The organism is Corynebacterium marinum DSM 44953 (assembly GCF_000835165.1).
Lineage (GTDB): Bacteria > Actinomycetota > Actinomycetes > Mycobacteriales > Mycobacteriaceae > Corynebacterium > Corynebacterium marinum.
Genome location: NZ_CP007790.1, coordinates 2,514,892 through 2,540,684, shown reverse-complemented (window position 1 = coordinate 2,540,684; position 25,793 = coordinate 2,514,892). Strand labels below are relative to the sequence as shown.

Sequence of the window (25,793 nt, the reverse complement as noted above, 5' to 3'; positions counted from 1 at the left end):
GTTTAGGGTTCCGGCGCGCGGTAGAGTCGAACGGGTCAGTCCGCCGACGTCGAAAAGAAGGGGCACCATGCCGCACAGGATCGGTTTCGACCGCGAACGCTACATCGAGATGCAGTCGGAGCACATCAACGCACGGCGTGCGGAGATCGGCGGCAAGCTGTACCTGGAGATGGGGGGCAAGCTCTTCGACGACATGCACGCCTCCCGCGTCCTGCCGGGCTTCACCCCGGACAACAAGATCGCGATGCTCGAACGCCTCAAGGACGACCTGGAGATCATCGTCTGCCTCAACGCGAAGGACCTGGAGCGCCAGAAGGTCCGCGCCGACCTGGGCATCCCCTACGAGGAGGACACGCTGCGCCTCGTCGACGTGTTCCGGGAGCGCGGCTTCCTCGTCGAGCACGTCGTGATGACGCAGCTGACCGACGACAACCCCATCGCCCACGCGTTCATGGACAGGCTCCAGCGCCTCGGCCTGAAGGTCTACCGCCACCGCGTCATCCCCGGCTACCCCACCGACATCCGGCGCATCGTGTCTCCGGACGGGTTCGGCGTCAACGATTATGTCGAAACCACCCGCGACCTGGTCGTCGTCACCGCGCCGGGTCCGGGCTCCGGTAAGCTCGCCACCTGCCTGTCGCAGGTCTACCACGAGTACCAGCGGGGCGGGAAAGCCGGTTACGCCAAGTTCGAGACCTTCCCCATCTGGAACCTGCCGCTGGAGCATCCGGTCAACCTGGCCTACGAGGCCGCCACCGCCGACCTGGACGACATCAACGTCATCGACCCCTTCCACCTCGCGGCCTACGGCCGGCAGGTGACCAGCTACAACCGCGACGTCGAGGTGTTCCCCCTCCTGCGGGCCCTCCTGGAGACCCTCGCCGGGGAAAGCCCCTACCAGTCGCCCACCGACATGGGAGTGAACATGGCGGGCCACTGCATCTCTGACGACGAGGTCTGCCGCGACGCCGCCCGCCAGGAGATCGTGCGCCGCTACTACAAGGCGCTCGTCGAGGAGCGCCGCGAGGACCTCGACGACATCGTCTCCTCCCGCATCGGCATGGTCATGTCGAAGGCGCGCACGACGACGGAGGACCGCCGGGTCGTGGCCCCCGCCCTCGCGGTGGCCGAGGAGACCGGCGAGCCCGGCTCTGCCGTCGAGCTCGCGGATGGCACGATCATCACCGGCAAGACCTCCGAGCTGCTCGGCTGCTCCGCGGCGATGCTGCTCAACGCCCTCAAGCACCTGGCGGGCATCGACCCGGAGCTGCACCTGCTCTCCCCGGAATCGATCGAGCCGATCCAGACGCTGAAGACCGAGCACCTGGGTTCGCGCAACCCGCGCCTGCACACCGACGAGGTGCTCATCGCGCTCTCGGTCTCCGCAGCCCGATCGGAGGAGTCCCGCCGGGCCCTGGCCGCGCTGAAGGACCTGCGCGGCAGCGAGGCGCACACCACCACCATCCTCGGCTCGGTGGACGAGGACATCTTCCGCAACCTCGGCGTGCTGGTCACCTCGGAGCCGGAGTACTGGCGGAAGTCGCTCTACCGGAAGCGCTGATCTGCGCTGCTTTTCTTTCCACCATCAACCTTCGCTCGGGTGGAATGAAGGATGAGGCCCCTCTGGCGATTGTTTTCCTGGAGTCCGGATTTTGTCCGAGTGGTCTGGGTGAGGAGACTGCTCGTCAGTTCAACCTTATTCGCGATGCTCTCTCGCAGGTTCCTCCGAGCCTGGCGGTGTTTGACCAGAAGGACCTGAACAAAAAAGGTCCCTGGTCGGGTAACCTCAGCCCTGTCGTGACATCCTGTGCGCATCTCTACACCACGTCGGAGGGGCAGGATCTGCTTTTCGAGATTGTCAGCATCCCGGCGTCCGCCGGAGCCGTCCCGGAATCAGCGCTACCGCCTCCTCGAGTGGCGACGGAAGAGCACCCGATAGACTCCTTTCCGTGGCCATCAGCAAAATTCTCCTCTACTACCGCTTCACCCCGATCTCCGATCCGCAGGCAGTGATGCTCTGGCAGCGCGACCTCTGCGAATCCCTCGGGTTGAAGGGCAGGATCCTCATCTCCGAGCACGGCATCAACGGCACCGTGGGCGGCGACATGGACGCGTGCAAGCGCTACATCCGCAAGACGCGCGACTACCCGGGCTTCCGCGACATGGAGTTCAAGTGGTCCGAGGGCGGCGCGGAGGATTTCCCCAAGCTCTCCGTGAAGGTGCGCGACGAGATCGTGGCCTTCAACGCGGCGGGGGAGATCAAGGTCGACGAGGACGGCGTCATGGGCGGCGGGGTGCACCTCAAACCGGAGGAGGTCAACGAGCTTGTCGACGCCCGCGGCGACGACGTCGTCTTCTTCGACGGCCGCAACGCCCTGGAGGCGCAGATCGGCCGGTTCCGTGACGCGGTCGTCCCGGACGTAGAGACCACCCACGACTTCATCGCCGAACTGGAGTCCGGCAAATACGACTGGATGAAAGACCGCCCGGTGGTGTCCTACTGCACCGGCGGCATCCGGTGCGAGGTGCTCAGCGCACTGATGAAGAACCGCGGTTTCCAGGAGGTCTACCAGATCGACGGCGGCATCGTCCGCTACGGCGAGAAATACGGCAACCAGGGGCTGTGGGAGGGCTCACTCTACGTCTTCGACAAGCGGATGCACATGGAGTTCGGCGAGGACTACAAGAAGCTCGGCCACTGCGTCCACTGCGGCGACCACACGAACAACTTCATCAACTGCATCAACGAGGACACCTGCCGGAAGCAGGCGCTGGTGTGCGAATCGTGTGCGGCGCAGCCGGCGACCGCGCACTGCGGTCGCTCGGACTGCGCCGAGGTGGCGGCCGCCGCCGCGAACTAGCCGTTCCTGGCCTGTCCTAGTCGCTCAGAGCGAGCACCAGGATCTGCCAGGTCTGCAGCATCCACATCATCGCGAAGGGAATGAGCACCCAGAACACGCCCATCCAGGGGCGCCACCTGGTGAAGCTGTTGAGCTTGCGCACCATGATGATCGCGCAGCCGATGATGCCCGCGGCGGGTATGAGGCTGGTGGCGATGGGCCACCAGATCTGGGCGGAACGCGAGCACAGCCAGACGGCCTCGCCCGCATCACAGGCAGGGCCGCCCATGAGCCGGGCGACCCAGGCGAGCAGATACGCCACGACGACGGTGAGGATGATCGTGCCGAAGAGCCAGGTCAGGGCCTGGCGCGTCGACTGCCGGTTCCGGTCCGCCTGCAGGACCGGATCGGTGGACGAGGCCAGTTCCTCCGCGGTCCGGGGGGTCGGGGGGCGCCGGTTGGCGAAGTCGGCGTCGTCGGCGAGGTCATTTTCCGGGTGCTCGAGAAAGTTCCCGAAGCGACGGCCGCCACGCTGCGGCGGTTTCTTATCCGGGTCACTTCCATTCATGCCCACCACCATAGTCTCCGCGTCAATACCGGTGCGCGGGGTGGATGAGGACGGGCACGTGGACGTGGCGGAGGAAATCCGTGGCGGTGGAGCCGACGAAAACCCGCTCCAGCGTGCCGGGCGGGGTGGAGCCGAGGACCAGCAGGTCGCCCTTCTTCCACTTCAATGCGTCGATCGCTCCCTGCCAGCCCTTGCCCGAGCCGATCTCCGACTCGACGGCCAGGTCGGGGAAGAGGTCCGCGATGACATCGTGGGAGCGGTCGAGGACGGCGAGGGAATGCTCGCGCCACTCGTCGACGAGCTCCCGGCTGAAGTCGAACTTGTCGTGGAAAGGCTGGTCGGCCAGACCGGAAGGGGAGAACGCGAGGACACGCAGATCCACGCCCCAACTGTCGGCCAGCTGCGCGGCGAAGTGGAGGGAAGGGTCATTCTCGTCGATCTCGCTCTCGAGGAAAGCGTAGTTGACGCGGGTGACCCCTCGTTTGGCCAGTTTGACCGCGCGGGGGGCGAGCCCGAGCGGTTTGGGGGAGGAGTGCAGCAGCGCGTCCGCGGTGGATCCGGCGAGGAAGCGTCCCTTGGGCGCGGCTGCGTCGGAACCGAGGATGACCAGGTGGGCGTCGAAACTGTTCGCCGCGTCGCTGAGCAGAACGGATTCCGAGGGCCCGTCGAGGAAGACGGAGACCTGCTCGCTCCAGCTCTCCTTGTCGACACCCGCGTCGGACAGCGCCCGCTTCACGGCCGTTTCGCAGGCCTCGGCCTCTTTCCGGAACCACTTGCGGTACTTGCCGCCCAGACGGCCAAGGGGGGCGGCCGGCCACGGCCGGAGGAAGGTGGACACGACGCGGATCTGGACGTCGACGGTGCGGCTGAGCCAGGCCGCGAGGTCGATGGCCTCGGTGCCTGGGGATCCGGGTCGCCAGGCGACCAGGATGCGGGCAGGTGCATCAGTGGCAGCGTGAATTGGAGTCGCCATTCCTTCAGCGGAGAGTCGGGGGGGTGTTTACGCGCCCTATTATTCCCGTTTACCCGCTGTTCGTGTCAATCAGGTCCGTGCCGTAGCTGTCCGCGAGTTTGTTGATGATGTCCACCAGCTCGCCGGCGCGCGCGAGGTCCTCGTCCCCGAGGGTGCCGATCATCTCGGCGAGGTACTTCGTGCGTTCTTCGCCGACCCGCTCGAGCTCGCTCACTCCCAGTCGGGTGAGCCTGACCCGCACGCCGCGGCGGTCCTGCTCGTCGCGGATCCGCTCCACCAGCTCCCGCTGCTCCAGCTGGTGGAGCGCGTTGGAGGCGGTGGGCATGCGGATTCCCTCTTCCCGCGCGATCTGGCTGATCCGCGCGGGGCCGTTGTCCTTGAGCCTGGCCATGATCGACAACTGCGGGCCGGTCAGGTCGGACTGCTCGGCAATGCGGAAGTACATGACGTACAACTTCGTCATTGCCGGGCGGATCCGGGCGGCGATGTCCTCCGGGGTTGTTGATGTCATGGAGTTGATCCTAGGCATTTTCCCCGGAAAACCATCTAGTCCTCGGCGCCGATGATGAAGGCCTCGAGCTGGGCGCGGGCATCGTCGTCGGCCATCTGCACCGGCGGGGACTTCATCAGGTAGGCCGAAGCCGGGAGGACCGGGCCCGAGATCTTGCGGTCGAGGGCGATCTTGGCGGCGCGGACGGCGTCGATGATGATGCCGGCCGAGTTGGGGGAGTCCCAGACCTCGAGCTTGTACTCCAGGTTCAGCGGCACCTCGCCGAAGGCGGTGCCCTCGAGGCGGACGTAGGCCCACTTGCGGTCGTCGAGCCACTCCACGTAGTCGGAGGGGCCGATGTGGACGTTACGGTCCGAGACCTTGCCGGCCAGCGGGCCCTCGTGCAGGTTGGAGGTGACGGCCTGGGTCTTGGAGATCTTCTTGGACTCCAGGCGGTCACGGTCGAGCATGTTCTTGAAGTCCATGTTGCCGCCGACGTTGAGCTGCATGGTGCGCTCGAGGCGGACGCCGCGGTCCTCGAAGAGCTTCGCCATCACCCGGTGGGTGATGGTGGCGCCCACCTGGGACTTGATGTCGTCGCCGACGATCGGGAGGCCCGCGTCGACGAACTTCTGGGCCCAGACCGGGTCGGAGGCGATGAACACCGGCAGGGCGTTGACGAAGGCGCAGCCCGCGTCGATGGCGGCCTGGGCGTAGAACTTGTCGGCCTGCTCGGAGCCGACGGGGAGGTAGGAGACGACGACGTCGACCTCGGCCTCGCGGAGGGCCTGTGCGACGTCGACGGGCGCGTCCGCGGACTCCTCGATCGAGTCCGTGTAGTGGGACCCCAGGCCGTCCAGGGTCGGACCGCGCTGGACGGTGATGCCGGTGGCCGGGACGTCGGCGAACTTGATGGTGCAGTTCATGGAGGCGTCGATGGCGTCGGCCAGATCGGTGCCCACCTTGGCGGCGTCGACGTCGAAGGCGGCTACGAACTCCACGTCCTTGACGTGGTAGTCGCCGAACTGGACGTGCATCAGGCCCGGGACCTTTCCGTCAGCGGGGGTGTCCTTATAGAATTCCACGCCCTGGACCAGCGATGCGGCACAGTTGCCGACGCCGACAATCGCTACGCGAACCTTGCTCATGTATTCGTTCACTCCTTGAGGCAGGCCTTGTCTAAGAGAGTCGAAGAGGGGGGCCTGCAAGCCCCGTGTTCAACAGCCCATCGTAAGCGCACCTGTCCGGGGAATGGTGGTCGGGTTGGGGCGGTATCGATCAAGAAGCCCCGCCGGGGCTCCCCGGTAGAGTGGCGGTGTGCCTGCCGGAAATGTGGTCTACCGCAACGAAATCTCCCACCGATTCGCCCGACAGGACCTCCTGCGCCGCTGGCGGGCCAACGAGGTTTCCCGCGAGGACGTGTGCGACGCGGACTTCCTGCTGGTCACTGCCGCCCGCTACCACGGCGTGCCCGCCACCCACCCGTGCCCGGTCTGCGGTTCGGGGGACCTGCGCATCGTCCAGTGGATTCACGGCGAACACCTCGGCCGTAAGTCGGGCACGGCGCGCAGCGACGAGGAGATCGCCGCCATCGTGGCCGCGGGTAAAGAGGTCACCGTCCACATCGTCGAGGTGTGCCCCGCGTGCCGGTGGAACCATCTCCTCACCGCCGCCACCGCCACCGCCGGCTGAGGAGACATGCGCCAATTCACGTTCCGGATGTTTCCCTAACATGCATCAGGCGCAGTAGTGTTCACGGGTGAAACAACCGTCATCAGTGATCGCAACGGGGACAACACTTGACTGAGAAGAAGAACAACGCATCGCGCGGGTCGACCCGGGCAGGTTCCGCGTCGAAGCCGAAGGACAAGCGGGACCTCCGGGACCGGCCGGTTCTGCTGGCCGTGCTCGGCGGGCTGCTTGCGCTGATCCTCATCCCCCTGGGCGTTTTTCTCGTGGCGTACTCCACGGTCGACGTCCCGGAACCGGGTGAGCTGACGACCGCGCAGGTGTCATCCATCTACGCCTCCGACTCCGCCACCGAGCTCGCCCGTGTCGTGCCGCCGGAGGGTAACCGCCGGCAGGTGTCGCTGGAAGAGGTCCCGGAGTCGCTGCAGAACGCGGTGCTCGCCGCGGAGGACCGCGAGTTCTGGACCAACCAGGGCTTCTCCTTCACCGGATTCGGCCGCGCCGTCCTCGGCCAGATCACCGGCAACACCTCCGCCGGCGGCGGATCCACGATCACGCAGCAGTACGTGAAGAACGCGCTGGTGGGCGACGACCACTCCTACGTGCGCAAGGCCCGCGAGCTGGTCTACTCGGTGAAGATGACCAACCAGTGGTCCAAGGAGGAGATCCTCTCCGCTTACCTCAACACCGTCTACCTCGGGCGCAACGCCTACGGGGTCGAGGCGGCGTCGCACGCCTACTTCGACAAGCCCGTGACGGACCTGACCCCCGAGCAGAGCGCCATGCTCGCCGCCACGGTCCAGCTGCCCAGCCAGCTGGACCCCTGGAACAACCCGCAGGGCGCCGAGCAGCGGTGGAATTACGTCCTTGACGGCATGGTCGACATGGAGGTCCTCCCCGCCGAGGAACGCAACGGAATGGTCTACCCCGAGACCCGCGACCCGGCCGAGTACTCCGCCTACACCGAGGCGACCGGCACCAACGGCATGATCAAGAATCACGTGATCAACGAATTGAAGGCCGTCGGCATCACCGAACAGGACGTGACCACCCGGGGTCTGCGCATCACCACCACGATCGACCCGGCGGCGCAGTCCGCCACGGTGGACGCGGTGCAGAACAACCTCGCCCCGCTCCAGGACGACGCCGCCGCCGCAGCCGTCTCCGTCGAGCCGGGCACCGGCGCCGTCCGCGCCTACTACGGCGGCGAGGACGCCGCGGGCTGGGATTACGGCAACGCGGCCCTGCAGACCGGCTCGACCTTCAAGATCTTCGGTCTGGCCGCCGCCCTCCAGCAGGGCATCCCGCTGACGGCGATGTACGACTCCTCCCCGGTGACGCTTCCGGGCAACATCGTGGTGGAGAACTGGGACGGCGGCAGCGCCGGATACACCACCCTCTCAGAGGCCCTGAAGAACTCCTACAACACCAGCTTCATCCGCCTTCAGGACGACCTGAACAACACCACCCAGGACACCGCCGACATGGCGCACGCCCTGGGCGTTGCGGAGTCTCTCCCGGGTGTCCCGCAGACCCTCACCGAGAACGGCGCGCAGCCCTACGAGGGCATCATCCTCGGCCAGTACCAGTCCCGTCCCCTCGACATGGCCACCGCCCTGGCCACGGTGGCCAACCGTGGCGTGTGGCACCAGACCTACTTCGTCGAGCGGGTCGAGACCGGCGACGGCGAGCTGCTTTACCAGCATGAGTCCGGGCAGGGTGAGCGCCGCGTCGCGGAGGTCGTCGCCGACAACCTGCTCTACGCCATGCAACCGATCGCCGCGTTCTCCAACGGTAACGCCCTCGCAGGCGGGCGCCCCTCCGCGGCCAAGACCGGTACCGCACAGCTCGGCGACACGGGCAACAACAAGGACGCCTGGATGGTAGGCGCCACCCCGCAGCTGGCCACGGCCGTGTGGGTCGGCACCGCCGACAACACCTCCGCCATCTTCAACGAGTGGGGCGGCAACATGTTCGGCTCCGGTTCCCCCTCCCGCATCTGGAAGGCGGCGATGGACGGCGCCCACCAGGACAAGGAGATCCTCCAGTTCGCGGCGCCCGGCCCCATCAACTTCGGCACCGGCATCCCCTCCGGCGGCAACGGGATGCGCTACGCCCCGGCCCCCGCTCCGGTGCGGGCGCCCGCGCCCGCCCGGGTGCCGGCGCCGGCACCCGCCCCCGCGCCGGAGCCGGAGCCGGAGCCCGCCCCGGAGGAGGTCGAGGAGGCTCCGGCCGTCGAGCCGCCGGCGGAGCCGCCCGCCCAGTCGATCCCGATGCCGCAGCTGCCGACCCCCGACGAGAACGGTGAGATCGAGATCCTGCCCGGCCTGACCATCGAAGTGCCCAACTAGCAGAAAGTCAGAAGGATGCGGACCCTCCACCCCGAAGAGCGGGTTTCCCCGGCCCTGACGGAACCCGTCTCCGGAGGTGTTGTCTCCTTCCTGGGCGGGCCCGTCGGCCGGTTCGCCGCGGTGGGGCGGCAGCGGTGGTGGACGCCGCTGCGGGTGCTCATCTCGGTGGCCCTGGTGTTCCTGTCCTTCGGTTTCCTGTCCAAGGCGCGCTGCCTCGGGGGATCGCAAGGTGAGGACGGCCTGATCTCCCTCAACTGGTCCGGCAACCGCCAGTATGTCGCTGCCTGCTACAACGACATCACCCCGCTCTACTCCGGGCGCGGCCTGGATCAGGGCGGCTTCCCCTACGCCTTCTCCTGGGTGGAGGGGGATCTGACCCGCTACCTCGAGTACCCGGTGTTGGCGGGCCTGTTCCAGTGGCTCATGGCGGGACTGTCCCGCCTGACGTACCCGCTCATCGAACTCACCCCGCTGATCATTCCGGCCGCCTCCTGGTATTTCGCCCTCACGGCGCTGGCGATGTCGGGCATGTGGGTGTTCACCATCCGGCTCGTGGCCGATCTGGCGGGCAACCGCGTCTGGGACACCGTGCTCGTGGCGGCCTCTCCGCTGGTCGTCGTCCACGCCTTCACCAACTGGGACATCCCGTCGATCATGTTCGTGGTCGGAGCGCTCCACGCAGTCAGCCGCGGCCGCCCGGGCCTGGCCGGTGTACTCATCGGCCTGGGCACCGCCTTCAAACTGTGGCCGCTGTACGTGCTGGGCGCTTTCCTGGTGCTCGCCGTCCGGGACCGCCGCCCGGCCCCGTTCCTCACCATGCTCCTCACCTCCGCGGTGACCTGGCTGGCGGTCAACCTCCCGGTCATGGTCATGTACCCGGCGGCGTGGAACGAATTCCTCCGGCTCAACAGCGAGCGCGGCTTCGAGTGGACCACCATCTACGCGCTCGTCTCCCGGAACACCCTCCTGCCGGACATGCCCGTCCAGGTCCTCAACACGGTCTCCTTCGGGCTGTTCGCCGCGGCCTGCCTGGCCATCGCGGTTCTGGGCCTGCGCGCGCGCCGGCGCCCCCGCGTGGCCGAGCTGGTCTTCCTCATCGTCGTGGCGTTCCTGCTCTTCAACAAAGTGTGGTCGCCGCAGTATTCGCTCTGGCTGATCGTCCCCGCGGTGCTGGCGTTTCCCCGGTGGCGGCTCCTGCTCGCCTGGATGTTCGTCGACGCCCTGGTGTGGCCGTTGCTCATGTGGCACATGCTCGGCACGGACAACAACGGCATCCCCGCCGGGCTTCTCGATGTCGTCCTCCTCGCGCGCCTGGTCATCCTCGCGGCGATGGCGGTACTGGTGGTCCGCCAGATGCTCGGCCGCGGGGTGGACAAGGTGACGGCCGCCCACGGCGGCGCGGACCCCCTGGCGTTTCCCGAACCGGTGCCGGCTCGACCATGATGGACGCATGACCACCACGACCGTTATCGGAATCATCTCCATCGCCGTCGGCTTTCTGTGCATCGCCGCGGCCTTCTACTCCTTCATGAAGAAGAAGCCCACCGCCTGGGCGGTCGGCTTCGGTCTCGCGGCTTTCGTCTTCGTCACCGTCATCCCGGTGTTTCTCGCCGTCTTCTTCGCGACGATGCCCGGTGACGTCACCCGCTGAACGTAGAAAAGCAATTAACGCATTCCGGGGCGGTTGCGGTAGGCTGCGGGGGTTGCTTGACGCAACAGACCCTCCTGTCACGCCCACAATGGGTGTGGCCGAGCCAAAATACTAGACCATAGGAGGTGATGAGGTCGTGCGTCACTACGAAATCATGATCATTCTGGATCCGTCTCAGGATGAGCGCACCGTTGCCCCGTCCCTGGACAAGTACCTTGAGATTGTCCGCAAGGACAACGGCAAGGTCGAGAAGGTTGATGTGTGGGGCAAGCGTCGTCTTGCGTACCCGATCAACAAGAAGGAAGAGGGCGTTTACGCCGTAGTCAACGTGGAGTGCGAGTCTGCGACCGTGCTCGAGGTTGACCGCGTGCTGAGCCTGAACGACTCTGTCCTGCGCACCAAGGTCCTGCGGACCGACGCTTAAGAACGGATACTGGGAGACGAGCATATGCCCGTCACCCGGCAGGCACGTCACAGAGCATCACACGCGAAGCAGGAAGGCTGAACAGTAATGGCAATTGGAGATACCCCGATCACCGTCATCGGCAACGTAGTTGCTGATCCCGAACTCCGCTTCACCCCTTCGGGTGCGGCGGTGGCCAATTTCCGCATCGCCTCCACGCCCCGTGTCTACAACAAGGACACCGGGCAGTACGAGGACGGCGAAGCACTGTTCCTGACCTGCAACGTGTGGCGCCAGGCCGCCGAAAATGTCGCCGAGTCCCTCTCCAAGGGCATGCGCGTGATCGTCAACGGACGTCTGAAGCAGCGAAGCTACCAGACCAAAGAGGGCGAGCAGCGCACGGTGTTCGAGATCGAGGTCGACGAGGTAGGCCCGTCACTGAAGTTCGCTTCCGCGACCGTCAACCGTAAAGCCCGTGAGGGCGGCGGTTTCGGTGGCGGCGGAAACTTCGGTGGCGGCCAGCCTCAGCAGCCTCAGTCCCCGCCCCAGCAGATGCAGGGCGGTTTCGGCGGGCAGCAGCAGGGTAACCAGGCGCCGCCGCAGCAGCAGCCCCAGCGACAGCAGGGTGGCTTCGGCGGGCAGCAGGGTAACCAGCCGCAGCAGATGCCGGCCAACGACCCGTGGGGTTCCGCCCCGCCGGCCGGTGGTTTCGGCGGTGGAGCCGAGGACGAGCCTCCGTTCTGATCGAGCAGATCAACCCATCTCAACTGACTTTTCTTGACGGCGCCCGGGTGCTCAACGCATGCGGGGCCGGACAGGGACACACAACGAAAGGCAGGGATCATGAAGCTGATCCTCACCGCTGCCGTTGAAAACCTCGGTGTCGCAGGCGACATTATCGAGGTCAAGGACGGTTACGGACGTAACTATCTGCTTCCCCGCGGACTGGCCATTGTGGCCACCCGTGGTGCTGAGAAGCAGATCGAGGGCATTCAGCGTGCCCAGGAGGCCCGCGAAATTCGCGACCTCGACCATGCCCGCGAGGTGCGCCACCAGCTCGAGCAGCTGACCGGCGTGACCGTGCAGGTCCGTACTTCTGACTCCGGCAAGCTCTTCGGTTCCGTGAAAACCGATGATATTGCTGACGCAGTGAAGAAGGCCGGCGGCCCGACCCTGGACAAGCGCATCATCAAGCTGCCCAAGGGTCTCGTGAAGCAGACCGGAAACTACCAGGTTTCCGTTCAGCTCCACGCCGACGTCGCCGGCAAGATCAACTTCGAGGTCGTCGCCGCGTAACTCGCGCCAGACGACGGCCGGTGTTCCCGCGTGAACGGGATCTCCGGCCCAACGACAACAGCACTCCGACGGCCCTGTGGATTCGTGATCCGCAGGGCCGTCGGTTTTTTCTGCCGCCTGTGGATGACTGTGGAGAAACTGGGGCATTTAACCTGCCAGTAACCGTGTGGTTTCCGTCCTTTACCCGCACGTTCCGCGCTACCTTGCCCTTCCTGGCCTGTCAAACGTGCTGGTCTTGGGGGTTATGCACCGGTGGCGCAGAGTTGTCCACAACGGGGAAAAACGCTTCTGAACTGGTACGACAGGGGAGAACGTCGAGTCTGTGTGGACGGTTGTCCACATGTTGTCCACAGGCCGGAGGGGACGCCGGGGGATAAACCCCCTGTTTACCTCGGGTTGTCCACAAACCCTGTGGATAACTCGGGTGACGGACGTCATCGCGGGCCTCGGGAGGGGGCTTGTCCACAGGGGTCGGCAAGGGGATTCGCCCCAGGCCCGCCGGGGGCTAGACTGCGAGCAGAAGCGTGGGCCGCGCCTCCTCACCGGGGGGGCCGGCCCGGAGGAAAGGACTAACGCGTACAGATGACCTCAGGACTCGGCGGCACCAGTTTCGACGATGATTTTGTTCCGCCGGCTGAACCGGATCTGCCGGAGGACACAGGCGGCGGGGGGCTCCCGGTGCAGGCCTTCAAGGACGCCGCGCCGCGCCGCCACAAGGAACGCCACAAGCGGGATCCCGCACCCAGCTTCGGCGAGTACCGGCAGCCGCCGCATGACCGGGAGGCGGAGCAGGGCGTCCTCGGCGCGATGCTGCTCAGCCCGAACACGGTCGTGGAGATCGTCGGTGAGCTGAGCCCGGAGGACTTCTACCACCCGGCGCACCAGCTGATCTACACGGCGATGATCGACCTGTTCGGCGAGAGCAAGGACATCGACCCCGTCATCGTCGCCGGGCGGCTCGACCGCCACAACGATCTTGAGCGGGTCGGCGGTGCACCCTACCTGCACACCCTCATTTCCTCTGTGCCCACGGCGGCGAACGCCCGCTACTACGCGGAGATCGTCTCGGAGAAGGCGATCCTGCGCCGGCTGGTCGCCGCCGGCACCCGCGTGGTGCAGCTGGGTTACGAGGGGAACGAGGGCGCGGAGGTCGAGACCGTCCTCGACATGGCGCAGCAGGAGGTCTTCGCCATCGCGCAGAAGACCGAGACCGAGGATTACGCGGTGCTGGGCGACATCCTGACCCCGACCCTGGAGGAGCTCGACCAGATCGCCAACCTGGGCGGCCTGGCGCAGGGTGTGCCCACCGGGTTCGTCGACCTGGATAACCTGACCAACGGCCTGCACGGCGGCCAGATGATCATCGTCGCCGCGCGGCCCGGTGTGGGTAAGTCGACCATCGCGCTGGACTTCATGCGTTCGGCGTCGATCAAGCACCGCAAGGCGTCGGTGATCTTCTCCCTGGAGATGAGCAAGTCGGAGATCGTCATGCGGCTGCTGTCCGCGGAGACGAGCATCAAGCTCTCCGACATGCGTTCCGGCCGCATGAGCGACGAGGCCTGGACCACGTTGGCCAACCGTTCGGGCCAGATCTCGGAGGCGCCGTTGTTCATCGACGACTCCCCGAACCTCACCATGATGGAGATCCGCTCCAAGGCGCGCCGCCTCAAGCAGAAGCACGACCTGCAGATGATCGTCCTCGACTACCTGCAGCTGATGAGCTCGGGCAAGAAGGTCGAGTCGCGTCAGCAGGAGGTCTCGGAGTTCTCCCGCCAGCTCAAGCTGCTGGCGAAGGAGTTGGACGTGCCGGTCATCGCAATTTCGCAGCTCAACCGTGGCCCGGAGGCGCGCACCGACAAGAAGCCCCAGCTCGCCGATCTGCGCGAGTCCGGCTCGCTGGAGCAGGACGCCGACATGGTCATGCTCCTCTACCGCCCCGACTCCCAGGACCGCGAGGACGTCCGCGCCGGCGAGGCGGACATCATCCTGGCCAAGCACCGCGGCGGCCCGATCGACACTGTCACCGTCGCCCACCAGCTGCATTTCTCCCGCTTCGTGGACATGGCGCGCGGCTAGCCCGCTTCTCGACGCCCGCCCCCGCCGGGCGGGCCCCCTACCTTTAGCGATACATCACTATTGACATAGCGATGTATCGAAATATATCCTGATGGAGACATTCCGATATATCGAAAGGAACGAGAATGTACGACATCACTATTTACCAGGACATGAACGACGACTGCTGCGGAGGGCGCCGAGGGGGCCGCCGCGGACGGCAGCACGGCAGGAGCCATCACGGCCACGAACACGGTCACGGCCACCGCCGGCGGGGCCGCGGCCGCGGCGGCAGGGCCGGGCGCGGCGATCTCCGCCAGGTGATCCTCGTGCTGCTGTCCGAGGAGCCGATGCACGGTTACCAGCTGATCGCGAAGATCGGCGAACGCACCGACGGCGCGTGGACTCCTTCGGCGGGCGGCATCTACCCCAACCTCAGCCTGCTCGAGGACGAGGGTCTGATCACCGTCGCGGTGGAGGAGGGCCGCAAGCTGGCCAGCCTCACCCCGGCCGGCAGGGCGGAGGTCGAGGCCAACCGCACCGAGTGGGCGCGCATCCTCGACGACTACCGCGAGCACGCCGACGAAGATCCGCGCGGCCGACTCGGCGTCGCCCTCCGGGAGCTGCGTGAGGCGGTGGGCGGGGCGGGCGTCGCCAAGCACGACGCCGTCGCCGACATCGTCAGCGAAGCCGCCGCGAGGGTCCGGGGCCTCTAGCGATCCGCACCACCGGAACGATGGAGGCCGCCGCGATGAGGGCGCCCACGATGAACAGTGTGTGGTACCCGACCGCGGGCCCGAGGAAGGACATGGCGAATGGGGCGAAGAAGCCCACGTACGTCAGTGAGTAGAAGACCGCCGTCGCGGCGCCGAGCTCCTCGGCGGGCGCGGTCAACTGCACCTCCCGGAGTCCGGAGACCATCATCACGCCGTAGGCCGCGCCGAGCAGGACTGCGGCGGCGAACACCAGCCACGGCCACCTCGTGGCCGCGACGGCGACGGACACCAGCATGCCGGCGACCACCAGCCCCAGCCCGAGCACCGCGGGGGGCACCAGATCGCTGCCGAACCGGGTGGCCACGGGTTGGATGAGGACGCCGGTGCCCAGCGTCACCGCCGCGACGAGTCCGGTGAAGGCGACGGGGAAGGTGAGGTGGGCGTCGACCAGTTCGGTGAGCGTGGCGATCACGGTGCTCACCACGCCGAAACCCCATGGCGCCCACGCGGCCACCGTCCACAGGAAATGCGCGGACAGGACGCTGCGGGAGAGCATCCGGCGGCGGCGGCCGTCGGTGCGCGCCCCGCCGCCCGGCGTGCCCCACACCAGCGGGAGGATGAGCAGCAGCAGCCCCAGGTGGACCAGGTAGGGCAGGAGGTCGGGTCGCGGCAGGAACTCGGCGATCAGGCCGGCCATGAGCGGGCCGCCCGCGAAGCCGAGCGACAGGGCGACGGTCGCCCGCCGGGCGCCGAGGTAGGAGGGGCCGGTCGACAACTCCTGCAGCCACGCGGCCCCGGCCGCCATGACCAGTCCCGTCGCCGCGCCGGCGATGAGCCTGCCGGCCGACAGTGCAGCGAATGACCCCGTGGCGCCGAAGGCGAGGACAACCGATCCGAGCCCCGACAGCAGTAGCGCGGGCCGCATCATTGCCCTGCGTCCCCGGGTGTCGGAGAGCGGGCCGCCGACCAGCAGCGCCGGCATGAGTCCCACGACGTAGACCGCCAGCAGAAAGGTCACCTGGGACTGGCTCAGCCCGGCGTGCGCACGGTAGGCGGGCAGCAGGGGCGCGAAGAGGTTGGCGCCGAAGGCGACGGTGAACATGCCCAGGCCCACCCGGAGCCAGGCGCGGGGGTCGGGAGCTGACATGCAGTTGCCTCCTGGGGTTGCTCGACGGCGCGGACGCGGCCGTGATGGCCAGCACAGTCTATGCCACCGTGGGGCAGGAACTTCCGTGCCGGGAGTACCGGCAGTGCCGACGCCCTGGCGGGCTCCGCTAACACGGATGGGGGCGCCGGACGAGTCCCCCCTAATGTGCCCTGGGGTATTCCCCTGCGTTAGGGCGCCCCCGAAATGGGGTGGTTCGCGATGTGGCGCGCGTCCTGCGGCCCTGCCTATCAGTGATGCAGGTCACTGTTCAAGGTTGGCCTGGCCTGCGCTTTTGGCGTCCTTAGGTCAGCCTATATAAGGGCGACATTAGTTAGGCATGGCTTAGCAATGGTGCCTGACCTGCAAAAACTTCCTAGACTCAGGGCAATCAGAAACCGATCAACGGACCATCAACGGATCACGGACCAAGGAGGGACATTATGACCACTCGAGAGTTCAACCCCCGCACCGCCGACTTCAACGCCACCATCCGCGTCGAGCGCACCGAGCGAGCCACCATCCTGGCCGTTCCGCGCAGCCTCGACGATTTTACCCGCGAGCGCAAGCCGAGCCTGCTCGGCCGGCTCGCGGACATGTTCTCCGCGGCCTGACGGTTTCCGGGCGTCTTCTAGGCGTCGAGAACCTTGCCGCGCTGCTCGGGGAGCGTGAGCGCCGCGCCCGCTGCGACGAGGAACGCAGCGGAGAACAGGCCGAACAACGCGATGGAACCGCCGAAGGCCAGTATCGGGGGGACGACCAACGGGGCGATGATCGACGCGATGCGGCCGAAACCGGCCGCCGCTCCCGTTCCGGCGCCCCGGACGGGGGAGGGGTAGAGCTCCGGGCCGATGGCGTAGAGCGCGCCCCAGGCGCCCAGGTTGAAAAAGGACAGTAGGCAGCCGGCGACGATGATGGTCAGCTCGGTGGACGCCGTCCCGAAAAACAGCGCGGAAGCAGCCGACCCGAGAAGGAAGGTCGCCAACGTGCTCCGACGCCCCCAGACCTCGATGAGCCAGGCCGCCACGGCGTAGCCCGGCAGCTGGGCGAGCGTGATGATGAGCGTGAACTGGAAGGACCGCACCAGCGAAAATCCGTCAGCCACCAGCAACGACGGAATCCAGATGAAGGCGCCGTAGTAGGAGAGGTTCACGCAGAACCAGACGATCCACAGGCCGGCGGTGCGCCGGCGGAGGCGGCGCTCCCAGATGGAGGTGGCGTCCTCGAAGTCCTCCCGGGGGGCCAACCGGAGGTGGTCGTGCTCGGCGGCGTCGAGGCGCTCCAGTTCCGCCGGGTCGACCTGCGCCTCGAAGGAGGAGACGACCTGCTCCGCCTCCTCGTGGCGGCCCTTGTCCTCCAGGAAGCGCACGGATTCCGGGAGACCCTTGCGCACGTAGATGGCGTAGAGCGTCGGGACCATGCCGAGCGCCAACGCCCAGCGCCAACCGTTGTCGTCGGCGGTGACCACGAAAGCGCCGATCATCGCCGCGGCGATCCAGCCGACCGCCCAGAAAGCCTCGAGCAGGACCACCATGCGGCCGCGGATGCGGCGCGGCGCGAACTCGGAGACGAGGGTGGACGCCACGGGGAGCTCGGCGCCCAAGCCGATGCCCACGATGAACCGGAGGGCGATGAGCACCCCCAGGCCGGTGGCCAGCGCCGATGCGCCGGTGGCCAGGCCGTAGACGAGCAGGGTGATGGCGAATACCTGGCGCCGGCCGATCCGGTCGGCGAGCAGCCCTCCGAAGGTGGCGCCCAGGGCCATGCCCACGAACCCGACGGACCCCAGCCACGAGGTCTGGGTGGGCGTGAGACCCCAGTGGACGGCCAGGGCCGCCATGATGAAGGAGATGAGCCCGACGTCCATGGCGTCGAGCGCCCAGCCGATGCCGGACCCGAGGAGCAGCCGCCGGTGTTTTCCCGTGACCGGCAGCCTGTCCAACCGTTGATTTCTGGTCAGTTCTTGGCTCATGGTCTGATCGTAGACCCGGGCCGGGCCCGGCGGCGTCCCGGCGGCGTCCTGCCGGCGCCTACTGGTGCAGCGAGCGGAACCGGCGCAGGCGCAGCGAGTTGCTCACCACGAACACCGAGGAGAAGGCCATGGCCACGCCCGCCAACATCGGGTTGAGCAGGCCGAGGGCCGCGACGGGGATGAGCACCACGTTGTAGGCGAAGGCCCAGAACAGGTTGCCCTTGATGGTGCCCAGGGTGCGGCGGGAGAGCCGGATGGCGTCGACCGCGGACCGTAGATCGTTGTTCATCAGCGTGATGTCGGAGGCCTCGATCGCGACGTCGGTGCCCGCCCCCATGGCCAGGCCCAGGTCGGCCTGGGCCAGGGCGGCGGCGTCGTTGACGCCGTCGCCGACCATGGCCACGACGCGGCCCTCCTGCTGGAGCTTCTCGACGACCGCGACCTTGTCGTCCGGCATCACCTCGGCGACGACGTCGTCGGCGCCGATGCCGACCTCCGCGGCGACCGCCTGCGCCGCCCCGGCGTTGTCGCCGGTGAGCAGCATGGGGGTCAGGCCGAGCTTCCGGAGCTCGGCGACGGCCTCCGCTGAAGTGGCCTTCACCGTGTCCCGCACGGTGATCACGCCGGCCGCCGCACCGTCGATCGACACGACGATCGGGGTGGCGCCCCGGCTCTGCGCCTGATCGAAGGCTTCCCGCAGGCGGCCGGGCAGCGCACCTGCCGGACGTCCCACGAGGACGGTCCGTCCCTCGACCGTGCCGGTGACTCCCCGGCCAGCCAGGTTCTCGAAGCCGCTGACCTCGGGGACCACGACCTCCTGCTCCGCCCGGCGGACCACCGCCCGGGCGATCGGATGCTCGGAGGCGGCCTCGACGGCCGCCGCCTTCGCCAGGACATCGTCCGGGTCGAAGCCATCCGCCGCGTCGATGCCGGTCATGGACATGACGCCCTCGGTGACGGTGCCCGTCTTGTCCATGACGATGGTGTCCACGCGCCGGGTCGACTCGAGGACCTCCGGACCCTTGATGAGCAGGCCCAGCTGCGCGCCGCGGCCCGTGCCCACGAGCAGCGCGGTGGGCGTGGCCAACCCGAGGGCGCAGGGGCAGGCGATGATGAGTACCGCGACTGCGGCCGTGAACGCCGGGGCCAGGCCGGAGCCGGTGGCCAGGTGGACTCCGAGGGTGATGAGCGAGACGACGATGACCGTGGGCACGAACACCTGGGAGATCCGGTCCACCAGACGCTGGACCGGCGCCTTCTTCGCCTGCGCGTCAGTGACCAGGCGGGCCATCTGCGCCAACGTGGTGTCCGCCCCGACTCGGGTGACCTCGATCAGCAGGCGGCCGGAGGCGTTGATCGTGGCCCCGGTGACGCGGGAACCCGCGCCCACCTCGACGGGAACGGATTCGCCGGTGAGCATCGATTCGTCGACCGCCGAGGAACCCTCGACCACTGTGCCGTCCGTCGCGATCTTCTCGCCCGGACGCACCACGAAGACGTCCCCCACCTGCAGGCGGTTGACGGGGACGCGCACCTCGCGGCCGTCGCGGAGCACGGCGGCGTCTTTCGCCCCCATGTCGAGCAGAGCGCGCAACGCCTCGGAGGACTGCCCCTTGGCCTTCGTCTCGAACCAGCGGCCGAGCAGCAGGAAGGTGATCACCACGGCGGTGGTCTCGAGGTAGATCTCGTCCATCGTGGTGTCGGAGGGGAACAGGTGCATCTCCATCGTCATACCGGGGTGGCCGGCGTTGCCGAGGAAGAGCGCCCACAGGCTCCACAGGTAGGCGGCGGAGGTGCCCAGCGTGATGAGGGTGTCCATGGTGAAGGAACCGTGGCGCAGGTTGACGAAGGTCGCGCGGTGGAAGGGCGCTCCGCCCCAGAAGAACACCGGCGTGGTCATCGTGAGCACGGCCCACTGCCAGTTGGTGAACTGCAGCGCCGGGATCATGCTCAGCAGCACGATCGGCACGGTGAGGAGCGCGGAGATGGTGAGGCGGTGTTTGAGGTCCGCGGCCTCGCGCCGGCGGGCGGCCTCATGGGGGTCCTCGCTTATCGACGCCCCGTCGATCCCCGCATCCTCCGCCGCGGACTCCCCGGCGACCTCGAATGCATCGTAACCCGCGTTCCGGACGACCTCGATGAGGGAGCCTGGGTCGATCTTGGCCGGGTCGTAGGAGACGCTCGCCGATTCGGTGGCGAAGTTGACGGTCGCCTCCACGCCCTCGACCTTGTTGAGCTTGCGCTCGACGCGGGCCGAACACGACGTGCAGGTCATTCCTGTCACGCCGAGGTCGACCTGCACCAGGTCGACCGCCGGCTGCATCTGTGGCGTGTGTGTCATGGCTGTACCATTCCTTCCTTCAACTTCCGACGCTATACCCCACTGGGGTATCTGGCAAGGGGCGTGCACGCGAAAAGCCCGGCACCCCTGGAGGGTGCCGGGCCGGGAGGTGCAGCCGCTACTTGAGGGAGTAGCCGGCCTCCTCCACCGCTTCTGCGATCTGCTCGTCCGTGAAGCCGGCGCCGGAGACGCTGACTGCGCCGGTCTCGTGCGATGCCTGCACGTCGGTGACTCCGAGAATCTCGCCGATCTCCTCCTGCACGGACTTCTCGCAGTGTCCGCAGGTCATCCCTTCGACCTGGTAATTCTTGGTGATGTCGGCCATGCGGCTGCTTCCCTTCGCGTGTCGGATAGTCGCTGTCTTCTGATGTTATACCCCAGTAGGGTATGTCACAAGGGTCTAGGTCGTGTTGCGAAAGTCCGGTGAGTGACACCGGCGTGTCTTAAACACAAGCGAGGGTTTCCCAGCGCACGGTGTTGGTGTCTAATCATCAACGCTTGCAAGGAAACCCTCGTTGCCTACTTTACCGCCCTCGGCCCGGCATGACCTCACCGACGCCGAATGGACCCTGCTCGCCACACTCCTGCCCGCCCCGTCACGCCGGGGCCGACCCCGCACCTGGGGCTTGAGATCCCTGGTCAACGGCATCTTCTTCCGCATCCGTACCGGCTGCCCCTGGCGCGACGTCCCCGAACGCTACGGACCGTGGTGGCGGATCTACCACCTGTTCGTCCGGCTCAGGGCTGACGGGGTGTGGCAGGACGTGCATACCCGGTTGCTTGCCCAGGCCCAGCACACCGGAAAGCTCTCCTGGGAGGTCAGCGTCGATTCCACGACCACCCGCGGGCATGTCCACGCCGCAGGTGCGCGCAAGGACAGTGTCACCCGGCACTCGGGGGAGCCGGCCCATCATGGCTTCGGACGATCCCGGGGCGGGTGGTCAACGAAGATCCACGTCGGTACCGACGCGGACTGCGGGGTGATGTCGGTGGTGATCACCCCTGGTCAGGCAGGAGATGGGCCGCAGATGGTGCCGGTACTGGAGAAGATCCGGGTGCCGTCCACCGGGCGTGGTCGGCCGCGGAAACGACCCGAGCGGGTGCTGGCGGACAAGGCGTATTCTTCACGCGCCAACCGCAAGTATCTGAGATCGAGGGGCATCAAGGCCACGATTTCCCAGCCGAAGGATCAGGTCGCGAACCGTCGGCGCAGGGGATCGGCCGGTGGCCGACCCCCTGCTTTCGACACCGCAGCCTACCGGCGCCGCAACACCGTGGAACGGGGGGGTCAAGTCCACGGAAGTGGTGTTTCTGCCTTTCGATAAAACAAGCAGCATGACGGTGTCAGGGACCGGCACGAGCCCGATGGTGAGACTGGCTCATGCGACCTCCCGGGTGGGCTCGCCGGCATCGATGACGCCGGCGGTCATCATCGTCTTCGTCTGCTCCAGGCTCGTCAGCGACATGTAGCGCTTCTGCTGGATCCAATCATCGTGCTGCTCCGCCAACACGGCACCGACGAGGCGGACGACGGCGTCGCGGTTGGGGAAGATCCCGACGACGTCGGTGCGCCGGCGGATCTCCCGGTTGAGCCTTTCGGTCGGGTTGTTCGACCACACCTTCGTCCACACCGCCCTTGGCGTGTTCGTGAACGCCAGCAGCTCGTCGAGCGCTTCCTCGAGGTGAGTGCGCGACATGGGGGAACTTCTGCTCACAGAAGCCCACCACCTCCCGGGCCTGATCCCATACAGCCTGGGCATCGGGTTGCTGGAAGATCGTGTGGAACATCGCCGACAGCGTCGGCCACTGGGTCTTGGGCACCAGCCCGGAGAGGTTCTTCGCGAAGTGCGTGCGGCACCGTTGCCAGGAGGCGTTGGGCAGGACGTCGCCGATGGCGTGCTGGATGCCCAGGTGCGCGTCGCTGGTGACCAGGTACACCTGGTCCAGGCCGCGGGCCTTGAGGTCGCGGAAGAACCCGGTCCAGGAGGCGACCGACTCCGAGGTGGCGACCTGCATACCGAGTAGTTCCCGGTAGCCTTCGGCGTTGACTCCGGTGGCCAGCAGGACGGAGGTTTTGACCACGCGGCCGCCTTCGCGGACCTTCATGGTCAGCGCGTCACACGAGACATACAGGTACGGGCCGGAATCCAACGGGCGGGTCCGGAAATCCTCCACCATCTGATCAAGATCCTTGGCCATTTCTGAGACCTGTGATTTCGAGAGATTGTTGATCCCCAGGCTGGCGACCAGGTCGTTCATCCTGCGCGTCGACACGCCTTTTAGGTAGCAGGTGGCGATCACCGTGGTCAGGGCCCGTTCGGCCCGGGTGCGGCGCTCCAGTAGCCAGTCCGGGAAGAACGACCCGGTGCGCAGCTTAGGCACGGCGACGTCCACGGTGCCGACGCGGGTGTCGAGGTCGCGGTGGCGGTAGCCGTTGCGGACATTGGTGCGAGCATCACTGGTGGTGGCGTATTCGGCGCCGCAGATCTGGTCGGCCTGGGTGGAGAGGATCTGGTTGATGAAGTTCTGCAGCATCTGTCTCATCAGGTCCGGGGAGGCTTGGGACAGCAGGTCGTCGAGATAGGTGGTGGGGTCGATAGAATGGGGGCCAGCGGCCATCGCGGTTGTCCCTTTCGAGGAGATGTAGGAGTTGATTCGAAAGGTACTGCGGTGGTCGCCTCGTGCATTCATGGGGTCGTCACCGGCAGTTACAGATACACCACGCTAACGGACGCAACCAACGGGGGATCAACCGGATCAAGCAGCACCGTGGGTGTGCCACCCGTTTCGACAAGTTAGCGGTGCACTTCGAGGCCACTGTTCAGGTAGCGGTGATCCGGTACTGGCTCAAGCGACTTTCGTAACACGACCTAGACCCACCGAGCATGACCGCGGGGCAGGTCACACTGAAGCGTCCCGGAGTTCTCCCCTCCCCCTTGTGTCATATTCGATCGTTTACGTGACAAGGGGGACGATTGCCGTTCCCACAGGCGGAGTGTGACTTGCAGCTTCGTTTGGCGGTTTTTCCGCGGCTTCGAATGGCGGTTCAGTCGACGCCGATGGCAACACCTGGATAGGCCACCCGGGCGCTCGGGATGGGCTTATTAGAGGCCGAAGGCGCCGCCGCTGACGAGGATGAAGATGCCCAGGCCGATCAGGACGATCGGGAACAGCACGTGCTCCCAGCGCTCAAGGACTTCTGCGATGGGCGGGCGGGTGGCCACGAACTTTGCCAGCAGGACCAGGCCTGCCACCAGGACGAGGAAAACGATGCAGTAGATGATGACGGCGGCAGTGTCCACGTTGAGGAAGACCGGGACGTAGACGCCGATATTGTCGCCACCGTTGGCAAACGTCACACCGGCGACGGTCAGCACACCCACCTTTTTCCCGGCGATCTTCGCATCATCATCGTCGTCATCATCGCTTCGCCAGGCCTGCCAGGCCGCCCATAGTCCCAGGGCCAGGGGAATTAGTCCGAAGTACGGGATCGCCTCAGCGGGTAGGAATGCTCCTGCCCCCAGCGTGACCAGGACTGCGGCCGCGAGGATGCCCATGAAGCCGAGGTACTGACCAGCCAGAATCCGAAGCGTGGTCCCTTTTTGCCCCGCCCCGCGGGCAAAAAACAGCGAGAGCACGATGATGTCGTCGATATTGGTGGCGATAAACAGACCAATCGCCGACAGTAGACCGGTTACCACTACGCACTCTCCTGTCCAGTGACACACCCAGGTACGGCGCATCCGACGTCGATGCATTCGGCGTTGTCATCGACGGCCAGGGTGATATCCAGCAACGCGTTCAACGCCTGCGCCAGATGAGCATCAACGATCTCGTAGCGGGTCTGTCGCCCCTGCGGTTCGGCGACAACAATTCCGCAGTCCCTCAGGCAGGCGAGATGGTTCGACACGTTCGAGCGCGTCAGTTCCAGATCCTGGGCGAGAGCGGCCGGGTAGGCCGGCCCCTCCAGCAGCGCCAGGAGAATGCGGGAACGAGTCGGATCCGCCATGGCCCGACCCAACCGGTTCATCACGTCTAGACGAGAAGCAATAGTCAGCATGTGCTGAACTATACAGCTGTTGCTGAACTAACTTCGACATGGGGTGGCGTCGTTGCCAGAGGTCGTCTGCACTTTCAGGCTGAGGCCTTCACTGCGCAGGAAGGAAGTGGCTGCCTAGTTGGCGGTGTTCCCGACGTGATTTAAAGGTGAGGGCTATTGCCGGCAGCTTCCGGCCCAGGCCAGCGGCGGCCCACGTACCGATCAAGGTGTCCCACTTCCTTGGAAGTGGGACACCTCTATTGACAATGAATTGAAAATTCATTGTCCCAGGACGCGCCTGTTCCACAAGTTATCCCAATAGACTGTCCCGTCAGACCCGTTGCGGAATATACTTCCGGTACGATTTCGGCATGAAGATCGGATATGCCCGAGTGTCGACCGCAAAACAAGACCTCGACCGTCAGGTCGACGCGCTGCGCCAGGAAGGTATTGCGGACAAATACATCTACGTCGACAAGAAATCCGGATCCACCACCAACCGCCCGGGACTCCACAAGGCACTGGATCAAGCTCGCGCGGGTGATGTCATCGTCGTCCACACCCTCGACCGGTTGGGGCGCACCGTTCGCGACACCCTCAACCTGATCCACGACCTCCAGGAGCGCGAGGTCGGGGTACGCACCCTGGCCGATCCGATCAAGGTCGATTCCTCCGACCCTCATGATCCGATGGCCCAACTGGCGGTGGTGATCCTGTCGTTGTTCGGGCAGATGGAACGCACCTACGCCCTCGAGCGCGCAGCTCACGCCCGAGCCGTGGCCACGGCGAAGGGCAAGCGGGTGGGCAGGCCCAGTGTGGTCGACCCAGACAAGTTGAAATATGCCGAGCATCTGCGCAATGAAGGATTCTCGATGCGCGAGATCGTGGAGAAAACAAACATTGCCCGCACCACCCTCTACCGGTACCTACCTCCCCGACCGGTAGATACCCACACCGCCGAAGGACAGGACCTCGCTCCTGGTGCTGGTGAGTGAACATGGCTTCTGAAAAATGACGGACAGTGCAGGTGAGTACTGGCATCAGAATGTCAGAATTCGACTTCACTCGCCCAGGTCACGATAGGCAGCTAGACAGACGAGTTCTGAAAACCCCAGCCGGGCTCGAGGCCGCCCGAGGGGCCCGCCCCGCTCCTGAGTGGAGATACACTGCGCACCGCGCGGAAACTGCTATGAGCACAAAGACATGACCCTCGCCTAGATCGGTACAGTTCTAGGTGTGAGCCGCACCACCGCCTGCCGGACCTT

Annotated in this window: 25 protein-coding genes and 1 pseudogene; 15 read left to right on the top strand and 11 right to left on the bottom strand. The window is 66.3% G+C overall.

Features of this window, described 5'->3' with window-relative positions; all coding sequences use genetic code 11:
- Positions 1-67: 67 nt before the first annotated feature.
- The 3 genes from B840_RS11950 to trhO are packed head-to-tail and all read left to right on the top strand — an operon-like array spanning position 68 to position 2,861.
- Positions 68-1,561, top strand: coding sequence for a DUF1846 domain-containing protein (locus B840_RS11950; RefSeq protein WP_042622319.1), 1,494 nt, complete (start codon positions 68-70; stop codon positions 1,559-1,561).
- 44 nt (positions 1,562-1,605) lie between these two features.
- On the top strand, positions 1,606-2,013 hold the full coding sequence (locus B840_RS14075) for an Imm70 family immunity protein (protein ID WP_084603033.1): 408 nt from the start codon (positions 1,606-1,608) through the stop codon (positions 2,011-2,013).
- Positions 1,950-2,861 (top strand): oxygen-dependent tRNA uridine(34) hydroxylase TrhO, encoded by a 912-nt coding sequence (gene trhO / locus B840_RS11945; protein ID WP_042622318.1) that lies wholly within the window; start codon positions 1,950-1,952, stop codon positions 2,859-2,861. Before B840_RS14075 ends, trhO begins: the two co-directional genes overlap by 64 nt.
- A gap of 16 nt (positions 2,862-2,877) precedes the next feature.
- Here trhO and B840_RS11940 read toward each other — a convergent pair whose 3' ends face one another.
- Genes B840_RS11940 through B840_RS11925 form a run of 4 tightly spaced genes read right to left on the bottom strand, consistent with a single transcriptional unit; the run spans position 2,878 to position 6,019 of the window.
- Positions 2,878-3,408 carry a hypothetical protein gene (locus B840_RS11940; RefSeq protein WP_042622771.1) on the bottom strand — a complete coding sequence of 177 codons (531 nt, stop codon included), beginning with the start codon at positions 3,406-3,408 and terminating at the stop codon, positions 2,878-2,880.
- Between the two features lie 22 nt (positions 3,409-3,430).
- Positions 3,431-4,381: a universal stress protein gene (locus tag B840_RS11935; protein ID WP_042622317.1), complete on the bottom strand. Its 951-nt coding sequence runs from the start codon at positions 4,379-4,381 to the stop codon at positions 3,431-3,433.
- A gap of 49 nt (positions 4,382-4,430) precedes the next feature.
- On the bottom strand, positions 4,431-4,892 hold the full coding sequence (locus B840_RS11930) for a MarR family winged helix-turn-helix transcriptional regulator (RefSeq protein ID WP_042622316.1): 462 nt from the start codon (positions 4,890-4,892) through the stop codon (positions 4,431-4,433).
- A 35-nt stretch (positions 4,893-4,927) separates the two neighbouring features.
- Positions 4,928-6,019, bottom strand: a complete 1,092-nt coding sequence (locus B840_RS11925) for an inositol-3-phosphate synthase (RefSeq protein ID WP_042622315.1) — start codon at positions 6,017-6,019, stop codon at positions 4,928-4,930.
- A 169-nt stretch (positions 6,020-6,188) separates the two neighbouring features.
- Between B840_RS11925 and B840_RS11920 the strand changes: the two genes are divergently transcribed.
- From B840_RS11920 to B840_RS11880, 9 genes are all read left to right on the top strand, one after another.
- Positions 6,189-6,563: a DUF5318 family protein gene (locus B840_RS11920; protein WP_169745282.1), complete on the top strand. Its 375-nt coding sequence runs from the start codon at positions 6,189-6,191 to the stop codon at positions 6,561-6,563.
- Positions 6,564-6,670: 107 nt separating this feature from the next.
- Positions 6,671-8,911 (top strand): transglycosylase domain-containing protein, encoded by a 2,241-nt coding sequence (locus B840_RS11915; RefSeq protein WP_042622313.1) that lies wholly within the window; start codon positions 6,671-6,673, stop codon positions 8,909-8,911.
- Between the two features lie 15 nt (positions 8,912-8,926).
- Entirely contained in the window at positions 8,927-10,354 is a 1,428-nt protein-coding gene (locus B840_RS11910; RefSeq protein ID WP_042622312.1) for a glycosyltransferase family 87 protein, read from the top strand.
- Between the two features lie 7 nt (positions 10,355-10,361).
- Positions 10,362-10,562: a hypothetical protein gene (locus B840_RS11905; RefSeq protein WP_042622311.1), complete on the top strand. Its 201-nt coding sequence runs from the start codon at positions 10,362-10,364 to the stop codon at positions 10,560-10,562.
- A 136-nt stretch (positions 10,563-10,698) separates the two neighbouring features.
- A complete protein-coding gene (gene rpsF, locus B840_RS11900) occupies positions 10,699-10,986 on the top strand; it encodes a 30S ribosomal protein S6 (RefSeq protein ID WP_042622310.1) in 288 nt (95 codons plus the stop codon).
- An 87-nt stretch (positions 10,987-11,073) separates the two neighbouring features.
- Positions 11,074-11,709: a single-stranded DNA-binding protein gene (locus tag B840_RS11895; protein WP_042622309.1), complete on the top strand. Its 636-nt coding sequence runs from the start codon at positions 11,074-11,076 to the stop codon at positions 11,707-11,709.
- A gap of 99 nt (positions 11,710-11,808) precedes the next feature.
- Positions 11,809-12,261 (top strand): 50S ribosomal protein L9, encoded by a 453-nt coding sequence (rplI, locus tag B840_RS11890; protein ID WP_042622308.1) that lies wholly within the window; start codon positions 11,809-11,811, stop codon positions 12,259-12,261.
- A gap of 582 nt (positions 12,262-12,843) precedes the next feature.
- A complete protein-coding gene (gene dnaB / locus B840_RS11885) occupies positions 12,844-14,337 on the top strand; it encodes a replicative DNA helicase (protein ID WP_042622307.1) in 1,494 nt (497 codons plus the stop codon).
- A gap of 125 nt (positions 14,338-14,462) precedes the next feature.
- The gene (locus B840_RS11880; protein WP_042622306.1) at positions 14,463-15,032 is read left to right on the top strand and encodes a PadR family transcriptional regulator; all 570 of its coding nucleotides are present in this window, start codon (positions 14,463-14,465) and stop codon (positions 15,030-15,032) included.
- Here the strand turns inward: B840_RS11880 and B840_RS11875 are convergent.
- Positions 14,998-16,179 carry an MFS transporter gene (locus B840_RS11875; RefSeq protein WP_042622305.1) on the bottom strand — a complete coding sequence of 394 codons (1,182 nt, stop codon included), beginning with the start codon at positions 16,177-16,179 and terminating at the stop codon, positions 14,998-15,000. The genes B840_RS11880 and B840_RS11875 overlap by 35 nt on opposite strands.
- A 440-nt stretch (positions 16,180-16,619) precedes the next feature.
- On the opposite strand from B840_RS11875, the gene B840_RS13585 reads away from it, so the two are divergent.
- Positions 16,620-16,790, top strand: coding sequence for a hypothetical protein (locus B840_RS13585; RefSeq protein WP_156971916.1), 171 nt, complete (start codon positions 16,620-16,622; stop codon positions 16,788-16,790).
- A gap of 17 nt (positions 16,791-16,807) precedes the next feature.
- Here B840_RS13585 and B840_RS11870 read toward each other — a convergent pair whose 3' ends face one another.
- The 3 genes from B840_RS11870 to B840_RS11860 all read right to left on the bottom strand — a co-directional run bounded on the left by B840_RS11870 (position 16,808) and on the right by B840_RS11860 (position 20,814).
- On the bottom strand, positions 16,808-18,148 hold the full coding sequence (locus tag B840_RS11870; RefSeq protein WP_042622304.1) for an MFS transporter: 1,341 nt from the start codon (positions 18,146-18,148) through the stop codon (positions 16,808-16,810).
- Between the two features lie 58 nt (positions 18,149-18,206).
- Positions 18,207-20,489 (bottom strand): heavy metal translocating P-type ATPase, encoded by a 2,283-nt coding sequence (locus tag B840_RS11865; protein ID WP_042622303.1) that lies wholly within the window; start codon positions 20,487-20,489, stop codon positions 18,207-18,209.
- Positions 20,490-20,607: 118 nt separating this feature from the next.
- A complete protein-coding gene (locus B840_RS11860) occupies positions 20,608-20,814 on the bottom strand; it encodes a heavy-metal-associated domain-containing protein (RefSeq protein WP_042622302.1) in 207 nt (68 codons plus the stop codon).
- 190 nt (positions 20,815-21,004) lie between these two features.
- Between B840_RS11860 and B840_RS13270 the strand changes: the two genes are divergently transcribed.
- Positions 21,005-21,814, top strand: coding sequence for an IS5 family transposase (locus B840_RS13270; protein WP_084603031.1), 810 nt, complete (start codon positions 21,005-21,007; stop codon positions 21,812-21,814).
- Between the two features lie 54 nt (positions 21,815-21,868).
- Here B840_RS13270 and B840_RS11855 read toward each other — a convergent pair.
- The 3 genes and pseudogenes from B840_RS11855 to cmtR form a co-directional block, all read right to left on the bottom strand.
- A pseudogene (locus B840_RS11855) lies at positions 21,869-23,108 on the bottom strand (IS256 family transposase).
- Between the two features lie 485 nt (positions 23,109-23,593).
- A complete protein-coding gene (locus B840_RS11850; RefSeq protein ID WP_206436436.1) occupies positions 23,594-24,232 on the bottom strand; it encodes a cadmium resistance transporter in 639 nt (212 codons plus the stop codon).
- The gene (gene cmtR, locus B840_RS11845; RefSeq protein WP_042622300.1) at positions 24,190-24,549 is read right to left on the bottom strand and encodes a Cd(II)/Pb(II)-sensing metalloregulatory transcriptional regulator CmtR; all 360 of its coding nucleotides are present in this window, start codon (positions 24,547-24,549) and stop codon (positions 24,190-24,192) included. Before cmtR ends, B840_RS11850 begins: the two co-directional genes overlap by 43 nt.
- Positions 24,550-24,899: 350 nt before the next feature.
- Here cmtR and B840_RS11840 point away from each other — a divergent pair, with 350 nt between their 5' ends.
- On the top strand, positions 24,900-25,523 hold the full coding sequence (locus B840_RS11840; protein ID WP_042622299.1) for a recombinase family protein: 624 nt from the start codon (positions 24,900-24,902) through the stop codon (positions 25,521-25,523).
- The last annotated feature ends 270 nt before the right edge of the window (positions 25,524-25,793 follow it).